We start from the raw sequence: 15,493 nt of genomic DNA on the forward strand, positions 1-15,493 counted from the left end.
AAAGGGTGACCGAAGACGTTCGAATAACGCCAGGGCTGGGGGCGTTACTTTAATCCATCGCGGGGGGCGGCGACTAACGGCATTTTGTGCAAAGTGTGGGAAATGGCTGGGGAAATTGTTGGAGATTTGTAGGCGTGGGGGATTGCGGTGTTCTTTTGGCCGCCTTCGCGGGCAAGCTGAACTGGTCAAGTAAATCCGGACACCGTTTACGGTGCTTATGCCGCTTTTTGCTCCATAGCTATGGGCGACAGGTAGTTGTTGTAGCTGTGTAGCCGGGTGCGGTTGTAGTACATGAAGAAGCGGACCATGTCGGTTTGTGCTTCCTCGCTCGTGCCATAGCCGCCGCGAGGCACCCATTCTGACTTCAGGGTGCCGAAAAACCGCTCTGTTGGCGCATTGTCCCAGCACTGACCACGATGGCTCATGCTTTGCAAAATGCCATGGCGCATCAGCTCCTCTTGAAACTTGCGACTGGTGTACTGACAACCTTGATCCGAATGAAACATCAATCCAGGTGAGCACGTTCGAAGCTCTGTGGCCATGCGCAGCGCCTTGCTGACCAGGTTGGCATCATTGATCAGGGAAAACGCCCAACCGATCACTCGGCGCGCAAACAGGTCGATCACGACGGCCAGATGAACCCAGCGCTTACCCACCATCAAGCTTGTAACGTCGCCACACCAGACTTGATTGACCGCCGCCGGCTTGAAATTGCGCTTAAGCAGATTGGGCGCGACAAATGCTTCCACTCCTTTGGACCTGAACGGGTGAGGCTGGCGTTGCTTACTGACAATGTTGGCCTCTCTCATCAGCGCCTGAACAAGGCTTCTGCCGACCGCTATGTTTTGGGCCTTCAGATTTTTGCTAATCGTTCTGGACCCCATGGCTTCGCGGCTTTCGCTGTGCAACTCAACCACTTTCCCTTTGAGCTCTTCGCGCCTGATCCTTGGTCTGGCACGCCGCTGCATCCATTCATAAAAGCTGCTGCGCTTCACATCGAAAACGCGACACAGGGTGGCGGTCGGAAATGACTCTCTTAGCTCCGCGATCATCGAAAACGATCGGGGTCCGACATCAAGAGAGCGGTAGCCTTTTTTAAGATATCGGCTTCCATTTCCATGCGCTTGATCTTAGCTTTCAAGTCCTGAATCTGGCGCTGATCCTCGGTAATGGCCTTGGTGCCTTGAATCGGCTCCCCCTTGTGTTCCTTGCGAACCTGATCTACCCAGCGCCGTAACGCGGTGGCACTGATGTCCAGCGAGGCGCAGACTTCCTGTACCGAACAATGATCATCAATCACCATGCTGGCCGCACGGTGTTTGAACTCGCGGGAAAAGACTCTTCTTTCTTTCATGGAACCTCCAAATTGGCGAAATCATATCGCCCTTAAGAGGTGTCCGGAATTATTAGGCCAGTTCAAGCCCGCTCCCACAGGTTTCAATATTGTGCCTTCGATTTGTGCAACACATCGGACCCTGTGGGAGCGGGCTTGCCCGCGAAGAGGCCCGTTCAGACACCATCAAATCTCGCTTATATAAGTCCCTGTGCCCTTGAGGATGTTCTGCAGGGTCAATTCAATTTCAGCCAGATCACTCGCATCGGTACTGTGAATAATCTCCAGCGAATCATCCCCATTCAACGCATCCGCATCCGCCGCGGCGATTTCGATCAGCAAGCGGGTCGGGCTCAAGGTCACTTTCACGCCGTCCAGGGTCGACGGTTCGCCATCAAGGGTGATGTCCAGCGCGTCTTCGTCCGGGTAGCGGGTCATCAGAAACATGTCGCCCTGTTCGCTGTGGCAGCAGAGCATGGCCATGTTGTCTTCTTCGTCATCGCACGGGTTGACGATCAAGAGTTGGGTGGTCATTTGCATGGGGAAATCCTGGCTCGGCGAGCGTTGAGAGCGCAATAAAAGGCGATTCTGCCAGCCCGCGGGAATTTCTGCTTGGCTGAGTGTCAGAGGATGTGTCGTGAACGCTCAGCGTGTTGCTGGTCATTTCGGGTACGCAAAAGCCGTAAAACCGGGGATAAAACGCCCGTTTTCCTGCACGACTGCTAGTGTTGTTCGAGGCGTATGCCGCGAGCTGCGTACCGATGACCGAATATGTCGCAGCGCCGCAAGCACAGGCCTTGCCGCACTCGTTAAGCTGCGCATCGAATGGATATCCGTAAAGACATTGTGCAATTCATCGCACAGGCGTTTTTGCCGATAGCCATCCATGGAAGGTGAATGTGACCTGAGTGTCTCGTCCAGCTTCACCCACCTGTCATCCTGTTTCCTCTGCCCGAGAATCAGGAACAGGGTGACGGATCGCCCCGAAAGGGGTTTTGCACGCGACGCTTCCATCAATAACAAGCCCAAGCGGAGTACCACAGATGGCGTTCTTCACCGCAGCCAGCAAAGCCGACTTCCAGCACCAACTGCAAGCGGCACTGGCCCAGCACATCAGTGAACAGGCACTGCCACAAGTGGCGCTGTTCGCTGAACAATTTTTCGGCATCATTTCCCTGGATGAGCTGACCCAGCGTCGGTTGTCCGACCTCGCCGGCTGCACCCTTTCTGCGTGGCGCCTGCTTGAGCGCTTCGATCACGCGCAACCGCAAGTTCGCGTCTACAACCCTGACTACGAACGCCACGGCTGGCAGTCGACCCACACCGCGGTCGAAGTGCTGCACCACGACCTGCCATTTCTGGTGGACTCGGTGCGTACCGAGCTGAACCGTCGCGGCTACAGCATTCATACCCTGCAAACCACTGTGCTGAGCGTGCGTCGCGGCAGCAAGGGCGAGCTGCTGGAAATCCTGCCGAAAGGCACTCAGGGCGAAGGCATTCTGCAAGAATCGCTGATGTACCTGGAAATCGACCGTTGCGCCAATGCGGCCGAGCTCAATGTCCTGAGCAAAGAGCTGGAGCAGGTTCTCGGTGAAGTCCGCTTCGCGGTCACCGATTTCGAACCGATGAAAGCCAAGGTCCAGGAAATCCTGACCAACCTGGACAGCAGCCAGTTCGCGGTTGATCCAGAAGAAAAAGCCGAAATCAAAAGCTTCCTGGAGTGGCTGGTGGGCAACCACTTCACGTTCCTGGGCTATGAAGAATTCGTGGTTCGCGACGAAATCGACGGCGGCCACATCGTCTACGACCAGGATTCGTTCCTGGGTCTGACCAAGCTGCTGCGCACCGGCCTGACCTACGATGACCTGCGCATCGAAGACTATGCCGTGAACTACCTGCGCGAACCGACCCTGTTGTCGTTCGCCAAGGCTGCCCACCCAAGCCGTGTGCACCGTCCGGCCTACCCGGACTACGTGTCGATCCGTGAAATCGACGCCGACGGCAAAGTTATCAAGGAATGCCGTTTCATGGGCCTGTACACCTCGTCGGTGTATGGCGAGAGCGTGCGGGTCATTCCGTACATCCGCCGCAAGGTCGAAGAAATCGAACGCCGTTCCGGCTTCCAGCCCAAGGCTCACCTGGGCAAGGAACTGGCGCAGGTGGTCGAAGTGCTGCCACGCGATGATCTGTTCCAGACCCCGGTGGACGAGCTGTTCAGCACCGTGATGTCGATCGTGCAGATCCAGGAACGCAACAAGATCCGCGTGTTCCTGCGCAAAGACCCGTACGGCCGTTTCTGCTACTGCCTGGCCTACGTGCCGCGTGACATCTACTCCACCGAAGTGCGCCAGAAGATCCAGCAAGTGCTGATGGATCGCCTGAAAGCCTCTGACTGCGAGTTCTGGACCTTCTTCTCCGAATCCGTGCTGGCTCGCGTACAACTGATCTTGCGCGTCGATCCGAAGAACCGTCTCGACATCGACCCGGTCCTGCTGGAAAAAGAAGTCGTACAAGCCTGCCGCAGCTGGCAGGACGACTACGCCAGCCTGATCGTCGAAAGCTTCGGCGAAGCCCACGGCACCAACGTGCTGGCTGACTTCCCTAAAGGCTTCCCGGCCGGTTACCGCGAGCGCTTCGCTGCCCACTCGGCCGTGGTCGACATGCAGCACCTGCTGAGCCTGAACGAAAAAAATCCACTGGTGATGAGTTTCTATCAGCCACTGGGCCAGGTCTCCGGTCAGCGCGAGCTGCACTGCAAGCTATATCACGCCGACACGCCGCTGGCGCTGTCCGACGTATTGCCGATCCTGGAAAACCTCGGCCTGCGCGTGCTGGGCGAATTCCCGTACCGCCTGCGTCACAACAGTGGCCGCGAGTTCTGGATTCACGACTTTGCGTTCACCGCTGCTGAAGGCCTGGAACTCGATATCCAGCAACTCAACGACACCTTGCAGGACGCCTTCGTCCACATCGTGCGTGGCGATGCCGAGAACGATGCGTTCAACCGCCTGGTGCTGACCGCCGGCCTGCCTTGGCGTGATGTGGCGCTGCTGCGTGCCTACGCCCGTTACATGAAGCAGATCCGCCTGGGCTTCGACCTGGGTTACATCGCCAGCACCCTGAACAACCACACCGACATCGCTCGCGAGTTGACCCGGTTGTTCAAGACCCGTTTCTACCTGGCGCGCAAGCTCACCGGCGACGATCTGGAAGACAAGCAGCAACGCCTGGAACACGCGATCATCGCCGCTCTGGACGAAGTCCAGGTGCTGAACGAAGACCGCATCCTGCGTCGCTACCTGGACCTGATCAAGGCCACGCTGCGGACCAACTTCTACCAGACCGATGCGAACGGCAAGAACAAGTCCTACTTCAGCTTCAAGTTCAACCCGCACCAGATTCCAGAGCTGCCGAAGCCAGTACCGAAGTTCGAAATCTTCGTTTACTCGCCACGCGTTGAAGGCGTGCACCTGCGCTTCGGCAACGTCGCTCGCGGCGGTCTGCGCTGGTCCGACCGTGAAGAAGACTTCCGCACCGAAGTCCTAGGCCTGGTAAAAGCCCAGCAAGTGAAGAACTCGGTCATCGTGCCAGTGGGCGCGAAGGGCGGCTTCCTGCCGCGCCGTCTGCCACTGGGCGGCAGCCGAGACGAGATCGCGGCCGAAGGCATCGCCTGCTACCGCATCTTCATCTCGGGCCTGTTGGACATTACCGACAACCTGAAAGACGGCGCGCTGGTTCCGCCGGCCAACGTCGTGCGTCATGACGACGATGACCCGTACCTGGTGGTCGCTGCGGACAAGGGCACTGCAACCTTCTCCGACATCGCCAACGGTATCGCCATCGACTACGGCTTCTGGCTGGGTGACGCGTTCGCGTCCGGTGGATCTGCCGGTTACGACCACAAGAAAATGGGCATTACCGCCAAAGGCGCGTGGGTCGGCGTTCAACGTCACTTCCGCGAGCGCGGCATCAACGTCCAGGAAGACAACATCACCGTGGTCGGCGTCGGCGACATGGCCGGTGACGTGTTCGGTAACGGCTTGTTGATGTCCGACAAGCTGCAACTGGTCGCAGCGTTCAACCACCTGCACATCTTCATCGACCCGAACCCGGAGCCGGCGAACAGCTTCGCCGAGCGTCAGCGCCTGTTCGACCTGCCGCGTTCGGCGTGGTCGGATTACGACACCAGCATCATGTCCGAAGGCGGCGGGATCTTCTCCCGTAGCGCGAAAAGCATTGCGATTTCCCCGCAGATGAAAGAGCGCTTCGACATCCAGGCTGACAAGCTGACCCCGACCGAACTGCTCAATGCCTTGCTCAAGGCCCCGGTGGACCTGTTGTGGAACGGCGGTATCGGTACTTACGTCAAAGCCAGCAGCGAAAGCCACGCCGATGTCGGCGACAAGGCCAACGATGCACTGCGCGTGAACGGCAACGAACTGCGCTGCAAAGTCGTGGGCGAGGGCGGTAACCTCGGTATGACCCAACTGGGTCGTGTCGAATTCGGCCTCAATGGCGGCGGTTCCAACACCGACTTCATCGACAACGCCGGTGGCGTGGACTGCTCCGACCACGAAGTGAACATCAAGATCCTGCTGAACGAAGTGGTTCAGGCCGGTGACATGACCGACAAGCAACGCAACCAGTTGCTGGCGAGCATGACCGACGAAGTCGGCAATCTGGTGTTGGGCAACAACTACAAGCAGACTCAGGCCCTGTCCTTGGCGGCCCGCCGTGCTTTCGTGCGGATTGCCGAATACAAGCGCCTGATGAACGATCTGGAAGGCCGCGGCAAGCTGGATCGCGCCATCGAGTTCCTGCCGGCTGAAGAGGCAATCAACGAACGCCTCGTGGAAGGCCATGGCCTGACCCGTGCCGAATTGTCGGTGCTGATCTCCTACAGCAAGATCGACCTCAAGGAAGCGCTGCTCAACTCCCTGGTGCCGGACGACGACTACCTGACGCGCGACATGGAAACCGCTTTCCCGCCGAGCCTGGTGAGCAAGTTCTCCGAAGCCATGCGCCGTCACCGTCTGAAGCGCGAAATCGTCAGCACCCAGATCGCCAACGATCTGGTGAACCACATGGGCATTACCTTCGTTCAACGACTCAAAGAGTCGACCGGCATGAGCCCGGCGAACGTGGCCGGTGCCTACGTGATCGTGCGTGACATCTTCCATCTCCCGCACTGGTTCCGTCAGATCGAAGCCCTGGATTACCAGGTCTCCGCCGACGTGCAACTGGAGCTGATGGACGAACTGATGCGCCTGGGCCGTCGCGCCACGCGCTGGTTCCTGCGTGCCCGTCGCAACGAGCAGAATGCTGCCCGTGACGTCGCGCATTTCGGTCCGCACCTGAAGGAGTTGGGCCTCAAGCTCGACGATCTGCTCAGCGGCGAGATCCGCGAAACCTGGCAGGCGCGTTATCAAGCGTACGTCGAAGCCGGTGTGCCGGAGTTGCTGGCGCGCATGGTGGCTGGCACCACGCACCTGTACACCCTGCTGCCGATCATCGAAGCTTCCGACGTGACCGGCCAGAACCCTGCAGACGTGGCCAAGGCTTACTTCGCCGTGGGCAGCGCGCTGGACATCACCTGGTACCTGCAACAGATCAGCGCTCTGCCGGTTGAAAACAACTGGCAGGCCCTGGCCCGTGAAGCGTTCCGTGATGACGTCGACTGGCAGCAACGTGCGATCACCATCTCCGTCCTGCAACAGGGCGACGGCACTCAGGACGTGGAAACACGCCTGGCGCTGTGGATGAAAGAGCACAACGGCATGATCGAACGCTGGCGCGCCATGTTGGTGGAAATCCGTGCCGCCAGCGGCACTGACTACGCCATGTACGCGGTGGCCAACCGTGAACTGTTGGACCTGGCGCTGAGCGGGCAAGCGGTAGTGCCTGCGCCTGTCACTGCAGCTGCCGAGCTGGAACCGGCTGCCTGATCAGGCGTTGAATGAAAAAGCCCCGCATTGAGAGATGCGGGGCTTTTTTTTGCCTGCAGGTTTTGTGTTGGCTGATCTGGCCTCATCGCGAGCAGGCTCGCTCACACATTGGAATGCATTTCAAACTGTGGGAGCGAGCCTGCTCGCGATGGGGACATTAGCCTTAATGCAACTTCTGAGCTGTTGTGTTATCAATCATCGACACTTTATTTGTCGGTCTGGTCAGTAAATTACTGAGCGACTGGTCAAACTTCTGCAGTGCCCTGACTTGCACATACTGCTGTTCGTTAATATCCGCCACGATCTCTTCACTGCGTTTGTAATCCGCCCATACCGGACTCAATGCTCTGGCATCATGCCCTTGTGCAGTGCCGATGTAGTTGAAGTTGGAGTCATAGAACTGCGCACTTACATTCGCCTCGATATCCGAACTGCGCGACGTCATCAATTGGCTGCGGGTGTCGACAATGGCGACCACATCGGGCTTCGCCGCCTTGAGGCTTTGCATATTCGGGTACACGGTTACCGAGCCGAACTGACGTTGCAAGGATGCCTTGACCCAATCTACCGCATGGTCCGGTCTGGAGGTGGCGACGTAGGCGTCGTGGATCGACTGCACCAGCAGGCTCTGGCCGAAACCGGTGCCGGCGTTGGCTTGGTAGTGCTGCAGGTAGGCACGATTGGTCTGGGTGTTGCGGCTGTAGACGACGCCCAACGAAACCTGGCTGCCGTTGGGAACCTGCGTGGCACTGCTGCGGCCAACCGGTTCGCTGAAGAGGCCGTCCAGCGAAGACACGGCTTTGGGCGCGGTGGGAACCGAGCAGCCGGCCAGGAGAACGGTCATTGTTAATGTACTGACGAGCGCAAGTTTCATGGTGTTTCTCCAGTGAAACAACTTGAGTCGGAACGTTGTAATGTCGGATTAATCCGGCGTGGGTCCAGACTAAACCTGTCGCTGCTGAATGAAATAGCCAATGACCGAACTTGTTGGGTGGCCAATAGTTTAATTGGGTTTAAAACATGCCCGGTAATGACGCCGGGAAATAAAAAGACCCGGAAAGTTAATTCGGGTCTTTTTATTTATGGCTATCTCTTCAGCTATCAGTTTTCCAAAGGGATCAACACTTTTTCGTCCGGCGACAAGACCATGAATACCAACAGCTTGGCAGGCTTGGTTGCACTGGCGTTTTTCGAGACCAAGTGTTCGGAGCCGGCCGGTTCATACCAATACTGCCCAGCCTTGTAGGTGGTCGCTTTCTCGCCCTTCACTTGCGAGGTGACCGCGCCATCAAGGACGTAGGCCATGGCGGTGCCGTCATGCTTGTGGGCAATCGAGGATTGGCCGGGTTTGTAGTCGACCTCGATCATCATGGCTTTTTTGCCAGGCACGTTTTTCAGCGCCTCATCCTGCAGAACCGTGACCTTCTCCGAAGGGCCTTCGTGGGCAATGGCAGTCGCTGAAACAGTCAGGGCGAGGGCGGTTAACGGAGCAGCAAGGAAACGCAAAGCTTTCATGGTTCTTCACCTGCGGTGGTTAGTTGTCAAAACCAACGATAGTCCGCAGGTGGGGCCAATCAAACAGCCAATATTCGCGAAGGTGAGGGGACCAATCCAGCCCATGATTGATGTAACTGCCCTGTGGCGAGGGGATTTATCCCCGTTCGGCTGCGAAGCAGTCGTCAATCCTGCAAACTCTGTTCGTCTGGAGGAATGCAGGGGGCCGCTTCGCGGCCCAACGGGGATAAATCCCCTCACCACAGGGTATCTACAGGGCGTTCAGCGGATCGGGAAGCTGTTGAAATCGACGGAATTAGCCAATTGGCTGTCGATCAGGCCAATAAAGCCTTGTACTTCGGGGCAGTTGAAATGCGATTGCATGGCCGCTTCCGATTGCCAACGGGCGCTGACGGTCCAGCGGTTGCTGTCCTCGGGGCAGCGGTCGACCATATAGGAATCACAGCCCGGTTGCTGACGCAGGGTGTCGACAATCTTTTGCAGTTGCTTACCCAGTTCTTCCGAGCGGCCGGCGGCGGCCTGCACCTTTACGGTATTGATCACTTCGTTGGACATTGCTCACACTCCTGAATCAGGCCGGACGAATCCTGCTCATTGAGGGATAACGCTTATGCAGGATAGGCCTGCACCTTGGGACCGCCAATAGCCAATCGCCGGATAAAGCCGCAGACCAATCGCTCAGGCCACCTGCTGCAAAATGTCACGTAAACGGTCCAGGGCGATGTCGATGTCCAGGGTTTCTATGGCGCCAAAGCCCAGGAAAAACCCGGCCCGTGGCGTTTGCTGGTAGAAAAAGCTGTCGATGGCGTAGAGCCCGACTTCGACCTTCTTGGCCAATTCGATCACCAATGGAATATCGATAGGCACTTTGCACATAACCACCATGTGGAACCCGGCCGTGGTGGGCACCGGTTCCAGCCAGGGTGAAAGGTCGCCTGCCATGCGCGACAGGATCCGTTCGCGGCGCCCGGCATAGATCGTATGGCAGCGTCGGATGTGCTTGAGCAGGCAGCCTTCGGCGATGAATTTGGCCAGTGCCCATTGGGGCAAGGTGGAGGTGTGCAGGTCGGTGAGCTGCTTGGCGCGGATCACGGCTTCCAGAATCGCCGGCGGCAACACCGCATAACCGAGCCGCAGCTCCGGCAGCATGGTTTTTGAAAAGGTCCCGACGTAGGCGACGATGCCGCGCTCATCCATGCTTTGAAGTGAATCGGTAGGCCGGCCTTCGTAGCGGAATTCGCTGTCGTAATCGTCCTCGATGATGATCGCGCCCAACTCGTAGGCCCGTTCCAGCAGCGCAACCCGGCGCGCCTGACTCATTGGCATGCCCAGCGGAAACTGGTGGGACGGCGTGACGTAAATCAGCCGGGTGCCCAAGGGGATTTTATCCACCTCAATCCCTTCGGCATCCACCGGCACCCCTATCACCGTGGCCCCGTGGGTGCCAAACAACAGGCGTGCCGGCGGATAGCCGGGGTCTTCCATGGCGACAATGCTGCCGGGACGCGTCAACACGCGGGATATAAGGTCCAGCGCCTGCTGCGCGCCGTTGCACACCACCACGTCTTCGTCCTGGCAATTGACCCCGCGGGAAAACGCGATGTGCCGGGCGATGGCGTTGCGCAGCGCCGGCAAGCCTTCCGGCAGGCTGTAGAAGCCCTTGGAAGCGGTGATCTGGCGCAGCGCGTGGGAGGTGCAGCGCCGCCAATCGTCCTGCGGAAACTGGCCTTTGCTGGTCGCGCCACCGATGAAGTCGTAGCGTAATGAGCCTTCCAGCGTCGGGTGGCGCAGAAACACCGGCAGGTTGCGCCAGGACTCGATCACCTCAAAGCTCGCCAGCTGCGAATGGCTTTGCTTGGGTGCGGCTTTGGCTGTGCGGGCGTTGACGAAGGTGCCTTTGCCGATCACACCGGTGAGGAAGTTCTCATAGGTCAGTTGCGCGTAGGTGTCGGAAATGGTCTTGCGCGAAATGCCCAGCTGTTCGGCCAGCAAGCGGCTGGGCGGCAGCTGCGTCCCGGCTGCCAGACGACCGGATTCAATGGCGCTGCGCAGTTGGTTGTACAACTGGCCTGCCAGGTCCTTGCGGCCGTTGATGACAACATGAAGTTCCATACCGGCGAGGCTCCTGGGGCGATTGAGGCGCGTGTGCGTCGCGCCAGATTACCCGCATGAGCGGCTGCGCAGAAGTTGCGTGGACGAAAAACCGCGGATTGGTCTGGCGGCGAGTGGTCCACGACTTTTTCGCTGAATTGGATCTGTAAGGTCCGCGCATCAACGCCTACCTTGGAGGTCTCTATTCGATCCCAGAGACCGCCCCCATGAGTTCCCGCCTGGATTACTACAGCGCATCGCCCAAGGCGATGAAAGCGATGATTGCCATGGAGGCGTTGACCAGCAATCTCAGTATTGAGCCGGCGTTGCTGCATCTGATCAAGATCCGCGCCTCGCAACTCAATGGCTGCGCCTTTTGCACCGACATGCATTCGGTGGACGCCAGGCGCCTCGGCGAGACCGATCGGCGTTTGTATTCGATTGTGGTGTGGCGCGACAGCGGCTTCTTCAACCCTCGCGAACGCGCCGCGCTGGCCTGGACCGAAGCAGTAACGTTGCTCTCTGAAAGCCATGTGCCGGATGACGTCTACGCCTTGGCCCGGGAGCAGTTCAACGAAAGCGAAATGGTCGACTTGACCATCGCGGTCACCACCATCAACAGCTGGAATCGCCTGGCGGTGAGTTTTCGGCAAACCCCCGGCGGCTGAATCGATTTTCCGCTTAGGTTGTCACGTCAGGTTCATAAACGCTGCGCAGGATGAGGGCTTCAAGGATAGATCGACAGGAGTCATTGATGTCATTCATGGAATCCACCCGCGCCGCCGGTATCGATCCGGTACTGGCGCAGTCTTTCCGGGTCAGCGCCCGTTGCGGTTGTTTCATGCAGGCGGCCCGCAGCCTCAACATCAAATCAACCCAGTTGCGCAAACACCTGGCGCAGCTTGAAACGCAATTGCAGTGTTCGCTGTTCAATCATCAGGACAATGGCCTGGCCTTGAGCCGCGAGGGGTTGCAGCTTCAGGCGCAACTGATCGCTCTGGCCCATGAACACGACGTGCCGGTGATCGAACAGCCGTTGATCCGCCTGGCTGTTTCCGAGTCGATTCTGCACGACATCCTGGGCCGCGACCTGGTGTCGCTGCTGCGACGCAACGCCAGCGTGCGCCTCGACATCATCACGTTGGACAGTGAGCTGTCGCTGCAAGCGGTCAGTGCCGACGTGGTGCTATGGCTGGCGGGCCCCGAGTCACCGCTGCCGGGCCCGAGTTTCCCGATCAGCGAGCCTCAGCCTTTGGCCCGACTGGATTATCTGCCACACATCGCCAAACGGTATTCACGGGTTGCGGCCCGGCCCGACAGCCTCGATGACCTGGCCGATTTCATGCTGGTGCAATGGCAGCCAGACCGTCAGGTCGAGTGTTTCCGGCCGTGGAATGGCGTGGTGGATCAGCGTTTGGCCGGTGTGGTGCAGTTGCATTCTTATGAGCTGATGCTGGAGATGATCCGTTGCAGCGCCTGCATTGGTTTGCTGCCCAATTACATGAGCCAGTTTGATCGGGGGCTGGTGGCGTTGTCGGGGTTGTTCGACCAGCCGATGCAGCGCCAGGTGTGGATGGCGGTGAATGCCGAGTCGGCGGGTCAGGCGGAGGTGCAGATGATCGTCGAACTGATCCATAACACCTTCAATGAACGGCGAGACTGGTTCGTAAGCTGAACACTGTCCCATTGTGGGAGCGGGCTTGCTCGCGAAAGCGGAGGGGCAGACAAATCAATGTTAACTGACCCACCGCATTCGCGAGCAAGCCCGCTACCACAAAGGTTCTCGCCAGACAGGAAGAGCGCGTTATAGAGTGATCGGCCATGTCTGCATCAAGGATGAGTCACCCATGCCCGCCACCGATTCTGTCATCACCCTCGAACGCTTCAGCGAATCCCACATCGTCGGCGTCACCGCGCTCTACAACGATCCGGCGATCACCCGTCAGGTCTTGCAAATGCCGTTTCAATCCACCGAGATCTGGCGCCAACGCCTGGCATCGGACAACGAGCGGCTGGTGCAACTGGTGGCGCTGCATCAGGGCGTAGTCATCGGCAACATTGGCCTGGAGCAATTCTCGCGAATTCGCCGCAGCCACGCCGGCAGTCTCGGCATGGCGGTCGCAGTGGAATGGCAGGGCAAAGGCGTGGGATCAAAACTGCTGGCGGCGGCGTTGGACGTCGCCGACAACTGGATGAACCTGCAACGGGTCGAGCTTTCGGTGTACGCCGACAACGAAGCGGCCATCGGGCTCTACCGCAAATTCGGTTTCGAGACCGAAGGCCTGTTCCGCGACTATGCCGTGCGTGACGGCCGACTGGTCGACACCTTGAGCATGGCGCGCCTGCGTCGCACGCCAAGGTCTGACTGACTCAGTCGCCCAACGCGAACGCCACCGCCGCCTGCGCATGCAGTGCGGTGGTGTCGAGCAAGGGCAGGGCGCTGTGCTCGGGTTTGATCAGCAGGCCGATTTCGGTGCAGCCGAGAATGATCGCCTGGGCGCCTTGCCGGGTTAGCGATTCGATGACCTGCTGATAAATCTTGCGTGATTCCTCGCTGATCACCCCGACGCACAACTCGTCATAGATAATCCGGTGCACGGCCTGGCGTTCCTCTGTTTCCGGCACCAGCACCGTCAACCCCATCGTGCTCAGACGATCCTTGAGAAAGTCCTGTTCCATGGTGAAGGCAGTCCCGAGCAAACCGACTTTCAGCGCTCCAGCGTCCACGGCGGCCTGGCCGGTCGGGTCGGCGATGTGCAAGAACGGAACACTGATCGCTGCCTGAATTTGCCCGGCAACCTTGTGCATGGTGTTGGTACACAGCACCACGCACTCGGCGCCTCCGGCCTCGAGCCGGCGCGCCGCATCCACCAGAATTGCCGCCGCATCGTCCCAGCGCCCGGCATGCTGGGCCTGTTCGACAGGGCCGAAGTCGACGCTGTACATTAGCAATTTCGCCGAACGCAACGGCCCGAGCCGGTCGCGAACCTGTTGGTTGATGAGGCGGTAGTACTCGGCGCTGGACTCCCAGCTCATGCCGCCGATAAGGCCGATGGTGCGCATGGCGTGCTCCTGTTGTTGGCAACCCTTTGCGAGAGAGTGTCCAGTGGATCCCGGTTTCGATCTATCAGGAAATTTCACATGCCTGACGTCATGAGTCAGCGTTTGTTCGACGGCAAAGTCTGCCTGCAACTCTTGCCCCGTGCGGCGTACAGCGCGCGTGACGCGGCGCAGTCGCAAACGCTCGGGGTCACGCTGGAGCGTCAGCAGGGCGTACACGCCATCGATTCTGACCGTCGAATGGATTTCGATACCTTGCCCGGCGTCCTGGCTTATACACCGATCGGCGTCGAGGTGTTTTCCGAGTCTGCCACCGGCGGCGAATACCTGCTGATGCGCCTGGACGAACAGTTTGCCGAGGAACAGTTACCCAGCGTCACCCACCGTATGCAGTCTTCAGGCAATCGACCTGCGCTGGCCCTTGCACGAGAGTTGCGGCGGCTGTTGCTCGCGCCGCAGTCCGACCTACTGGCGCTTGAACAATGTGCGCTGGCGCTGGTTGGCCTGACCCACCGGAAAATCGACACCCCGCAGCGGATCACGTCCACGTCCTTCGATCGGGTGCTGGACCAGATCGCCGAACAGTTCCAGCAGCCTCTGACGATCGCGGAATTGGCCGATACCTACGGGCAGACCCCGCTGCGTTTTCTTCGCGATTTCACCCAGGCGATCGGCCTGACGCCCCATGCTTTTCTGGTGGAGGTGCGGCTTCAAGCGGCACGCCGGATGATCGAACACACAGACCTGACCCTGGCCAGCATCGCCCTCGATTCGGGATTCGCCCATCAATCACACATGGGCAGTGCATTTCGCAAATACCTGGCCATGACCCCCAGCCAATACCGTTCACGCTTTTAGTCGTACGCCGATCCCGCGCATCTGCCATGCTCAACGTCCGCAGCACCGCTTCAACCAAAGGAACACCGCAATGGACGACGTACAGCAACTGGGCGAGATGCTTCGCCACTATGCAGAAAGCGAAGCGCACAAGAAGCAAGTGTTTGAGTCGCAATCGGCCGTGTGGGCGACGCGCATCGGTGAACTGTTCGACCAGATCCAGCAGTGGCTGGAACCGGTCCAGGTGCCGAATCTGCTGGAAGTGAGTCGCGAGGTGTACGTCGCTTCAGGGCCGAGCGTTCCCGTCGAGACGTCGACGTTCAAGACCGAGAAACTGAGCATTGTCATCGCCGGCAAACCGGTGGAGTTTGTGCCGGATGTGATGGGCGCCGGTGGTCAGATTTCGTTGGCGGTGATGGGCTTGACGGCTGCCCGGTATGGCAGCATTTCGCTGGTGTGCCTGCCGCCGGCCTCGAGCTGGCAGTGGCGCAAGACCAATGGCTTGAAGGATCCGGATACGTTTGCGTTCGATGCGAACTTCCTGGCGCAGCAGTTGCAGAGCCTTATTCCCCGCGAACGCGGCTGAATCCACCAATCCATTGTGCGGCCGAGCTTTTGTGGCGAGGGGATTTATCCCCGTTGGACTGCGCAGCAGTCCCTTTTTTGGGGCCGCTTCGCGACCCAACGGGGATAAATCCCCTCGCCACAAAGG

At 59.0% G+C, this 15,493-nt stretch carries 14 protein-coding genes; 6 read left to right on the forward strand and 8 right to left on the reverse strand.

Annotated features, from left to right (window positions below; translation table 11 throughout):
- Nucleotides 1-215: 215 nt before the first annotated feature.
- From ACA060_RS13160 to ACA060_RS13170, 3 genes are all read right to left on the reverse strand, one after another.
- Entirely contained in the window at nucleotides 216-1,052 is an 837-nt protein-coding gene (locus ACA060_RS13160) for an IS3 family transposase (protein ID WP_497313044.1), read from the reverse strand.
- Nucleotides 1,049-1,354 (reverse strand): transposase, encoded by a 306-nt coding sequence (locus tag ACA060_RS13165; RefSeq protein WP_497313046.1) that lies wholly within the window; start codon nucleotides 1,352-1,354, stop codon nucleotides 1,049-1,051. The genes ACA060_RS13160 and ACA060_RS13165 overlap by 4 nt, the downstream gene beginning before the upstream one ends.
- A gap of 165 nt (nucleotides 1,355-1,519) precedes the next feature.
- Entirely contained in the window at nucleotides 1,520-1,873 is a 354-nt protein-coding gene (locus ACA060_RS13170; RefSeq protein WP_497317748.1) for a hypothetical protein, read from the reverse strand.
- Between the two features lie 503 nt (nucleotides 1,874-2,376).
- Between ACA060_RS13170 and ACA060_RS13175 the strand changes: the two genes are divergently transcribed.
- Complete coding sequence (locus ACA060_RS13175; protein WP_497317750.1) at nucleotides 2,377-7,278, forward strand: NAD-glutamate dehydrogenase; 4,902 nt, start codon at nucleotides 2,377-2,379, stop codon at nucleotides 7,276-7,278.
- Between the two features lie 163 nt (nucleotides 7,279-7,441).
- Here ACA060_RS13175 and ACA060_RS13180 read toward each other — a convergent pair whose 3' ends face one another.
- From ACA060_RS13180 to pdxR, 4 genes are all read right to left on the reverse strand, one after another.
- Entirely contained in the window at nucleotides 7,442-8,152 is a 711-nt protein-coding gene (locus ACA060_RS13180; protein WP_497317751.1) for an ATPase, read from the reverse strand.
- A gap of 227 nt (nucleotides 8,153-8,379) precedes the next feature.
- Entirely contained in the window at nucleotides 8,380-8,793 is a 414-nt protein-coding gene (locus ACA060_RS13185; protein WP_497317753.1) for a cupin domain-containing protein, read from the reverse strand.
- Nucleotides 8,794-9,054: 261 nt separating this feature from the next.
- A complete protein-coding gene (locus tag ACA060_RS13190; protein WP_438659146.1) occupies nucleotides 9,055-9,348 on the reverse strand; it encodes an antibiotic biosynthesis monooxygenase family protein in 294 nt (97 codons plus the stop codon).
- A gap of 123 nt (nucleotides 9,349-9,471) precedes the next feature.
- Entirely contained in the window at nucleotides 9,472-10,905 is a 1,434-nt protein-coding gene (gene pdxR, locus ACA060_RS13195) for a MocR-like pyridoxine biosynthesis transcription factor PdxR (protein ID WP_497317755.1), read from the reverse strand.
- 206 nt (nucleotides 10,906-11,111) lie between these two features.
- Here pdxR and ACA060_RS13200 point away from each other — a divergent pair, with 206 nt between their 5' ends.
- The 3 genes from ACA060_RS13200 to ACA060_RS13210 all read left to right on the forward strand — a co-directional run bounded on the left by ACA060_RS13200 (nucleotide 11,112) and on the right by ACA060_RS13210 (nucleotide 13,253).
- A complete protein-coding gene (locus tag ACA060_RS13200; protein WP_497317757.1) occupies nucleotides 11,112-11,552 on the forward strand; it encodes a carboxymuconolactone decarboxylase family protein in 441 nt (146 codons plus the stop codon).
- A gap of 86 nt (nucleotides 11,553-11,638) precedes the next feature.
- Complete coding sequence (locus ACA060_RS13205; RefSeq protein WP_497317759.1) at nucleotides 11,639-12,559, forward strand: LysR substrate-binding domain-containing protein; 921 nt, start codon at nucleotides 11,639-11,641, stop codon at nucleotides 12,557-12,559.
- Between the two features lie 172 nt (nucleotides 12,560-12,731).
- The gene (locus ACA060_RS13210; protein ID WP_497317761.1) at nucleotides 12,732-13,253 is read left to right on the forward strand and encodes a GNAT family N-acetyltransferase; all 522 of its coding nucleotides are present in this window, start codon (nucleotides 12,732-12,734) and stop codon (nucleotides 13,251-13,253) included.
- 1 nt (nucleotide 13,254) lies between these two features.
- Here the strand turns inward: ACA060_RS13210 and ACA060_RS13215 are convergent, their stop codons facing one another.
- Nucleotides 13,255-13,947 carry an aspartate/glutamate racemase family protein gene (locus tag ACA060_RS13215; RefSeq protein WP_497317763.1) on the reverse strand — a complete coding sequence of 231 codons (693 nt, stop codon included), beginning with the start codon at nucleotides 13,945-13,947 and terminating at the stop codon, nucleotides 13,255-13,257.
- A 78-nt stretch (nucleotides 13,948-14,025) separates the two neighbouring features.
- On the opposite strand from ACA060_RS13215, the gene ACA060_RS13220 reads away from it, so the two are divergent.
- Both ACA060_RS13220 and ACA060_RS13225 read left to right on the forward strand, forming a co-directional pair.
- On the forward strand, nucleotides 14,026-14,802 hold the full coding sequence (locus ACA060_RS13220) for a helix-turn-helix domain-containing protein (protein ID WP_497317765.1): 777 nt from the start codon (nucleotides 14,026-14,028) through the stop codon (nucleotides 14,800-14,802).
- 70 nt (nucleotides 14,803-14,872) lie between these two features.
- A complete protein-coding gene (locus ACA060_RS13225) occupies nucleotides 14,873-15,367 on the forward strand; it encodes a hypothetical protein (protein ID WP_497317767.1) in 495 nt (164 codons plus the stop codon).
- Nucleotides 15,368-15,493 lie beyond the last annotated feature (126 nt).

The organism is Pseudomonas sp. LBUM1671 (assembly GCF_059695685.1).

Coding starts and splice junctions, on each gene's coding strand:
- ACA060_RS13175 (WP_497317750.1), top strand. CDS start 2,377: ATGGCGTTCTTCACCGCAGCCAGCAAAGCCGACTTCCAGCACCAACTG.
- ACA060_RS13185 (WP_497317753.1), bottom strand. CDS start 8,793: ATGAAAGCTTTGCGTTTCCTTGCTGCTCCGTTAACCGCCCTCGCCCTG.
- ACA060_RS13190 (WP_438659146.1), bottom strand. CDS start 9,348: ATGTCCAACGAAGTGATCAATACCGTAAAGGTGCAGGCCGCCGCCGGC.
- ACA060_RS13170 (WP_497317748.1), bottom strand. CDS start 1,873: ATGCAAATGACCACCCAACTCTTGATCGTCAACCCGTGCGATGACGAA.
- ACA060_RS13160 (WP_497313044.1), bottom strand. CDS start 1,052: ATGATCGCGGAGCTAAGAGAGTCATTTCCGACCGCCACCCTGTGTCGC.
- ACA060_RS13205 (WP_497317759.1), top strand. CDS start 11,639: ATGTCATTCATGGAATCCACCCGCGCCGCCGGTATCGATCCGGTACTG.
- ACA060_RS13225 (WP_497317767.1), top strand. CDS start 14,873: ATGGACGACGTACAGCAACTGGGCGAGATGCTTCGCCACTATGCAGAA.
- ACA060_RS13210 (WP_497317761.1), top strand. CDS start 12,732: ATGCCCGCCACCGATTCTGTCATCACCCTCGAACGCTTCAGCGAATCC.
- ACA060_RS13220 (WP_497317765.1), top strand. CDS start 14,026: ATGCCTGACGTCATGAGTCAGCGTTTGTTCGACGGCAAAGTCTGCCTG.
- ACA060_RS13215 (WP_497317763.1), bottom strand. CDS start 13,947: ATGCGCACCATCGGCCTTATCGGCGGCATGAGCTGGGAGTCCAGCGCC.
- ACA060_RS13180 (WP_497317751.1), bottom strand. CDS start 8,152: ATGAAACTTGCGCTCGTCAGTACATTAACAATGACCGTTCTCCTGGCC.
- ACA060_RS13165 (WP_497313046.1), bottom strand. CDS start 1,354: ATGAAAGAAAGAAGAGTCTTTTCCCGCGAGTTCAAACACCGTGCGGCC.
- pdxR (WP_497317755.1), bottom strand. CDS start 10,905: ATGGAACTTCATGTTGTCATCAACGGCCGCAAGGACCTGGCAGGCCAG.
- ACA060_RS13200 (WP_497317757.1), top strand. CDS start 11,112: ATGAGTTCCCGCCTGGATTACTACAGCGCATCGCCCAAGGCGATGAAA.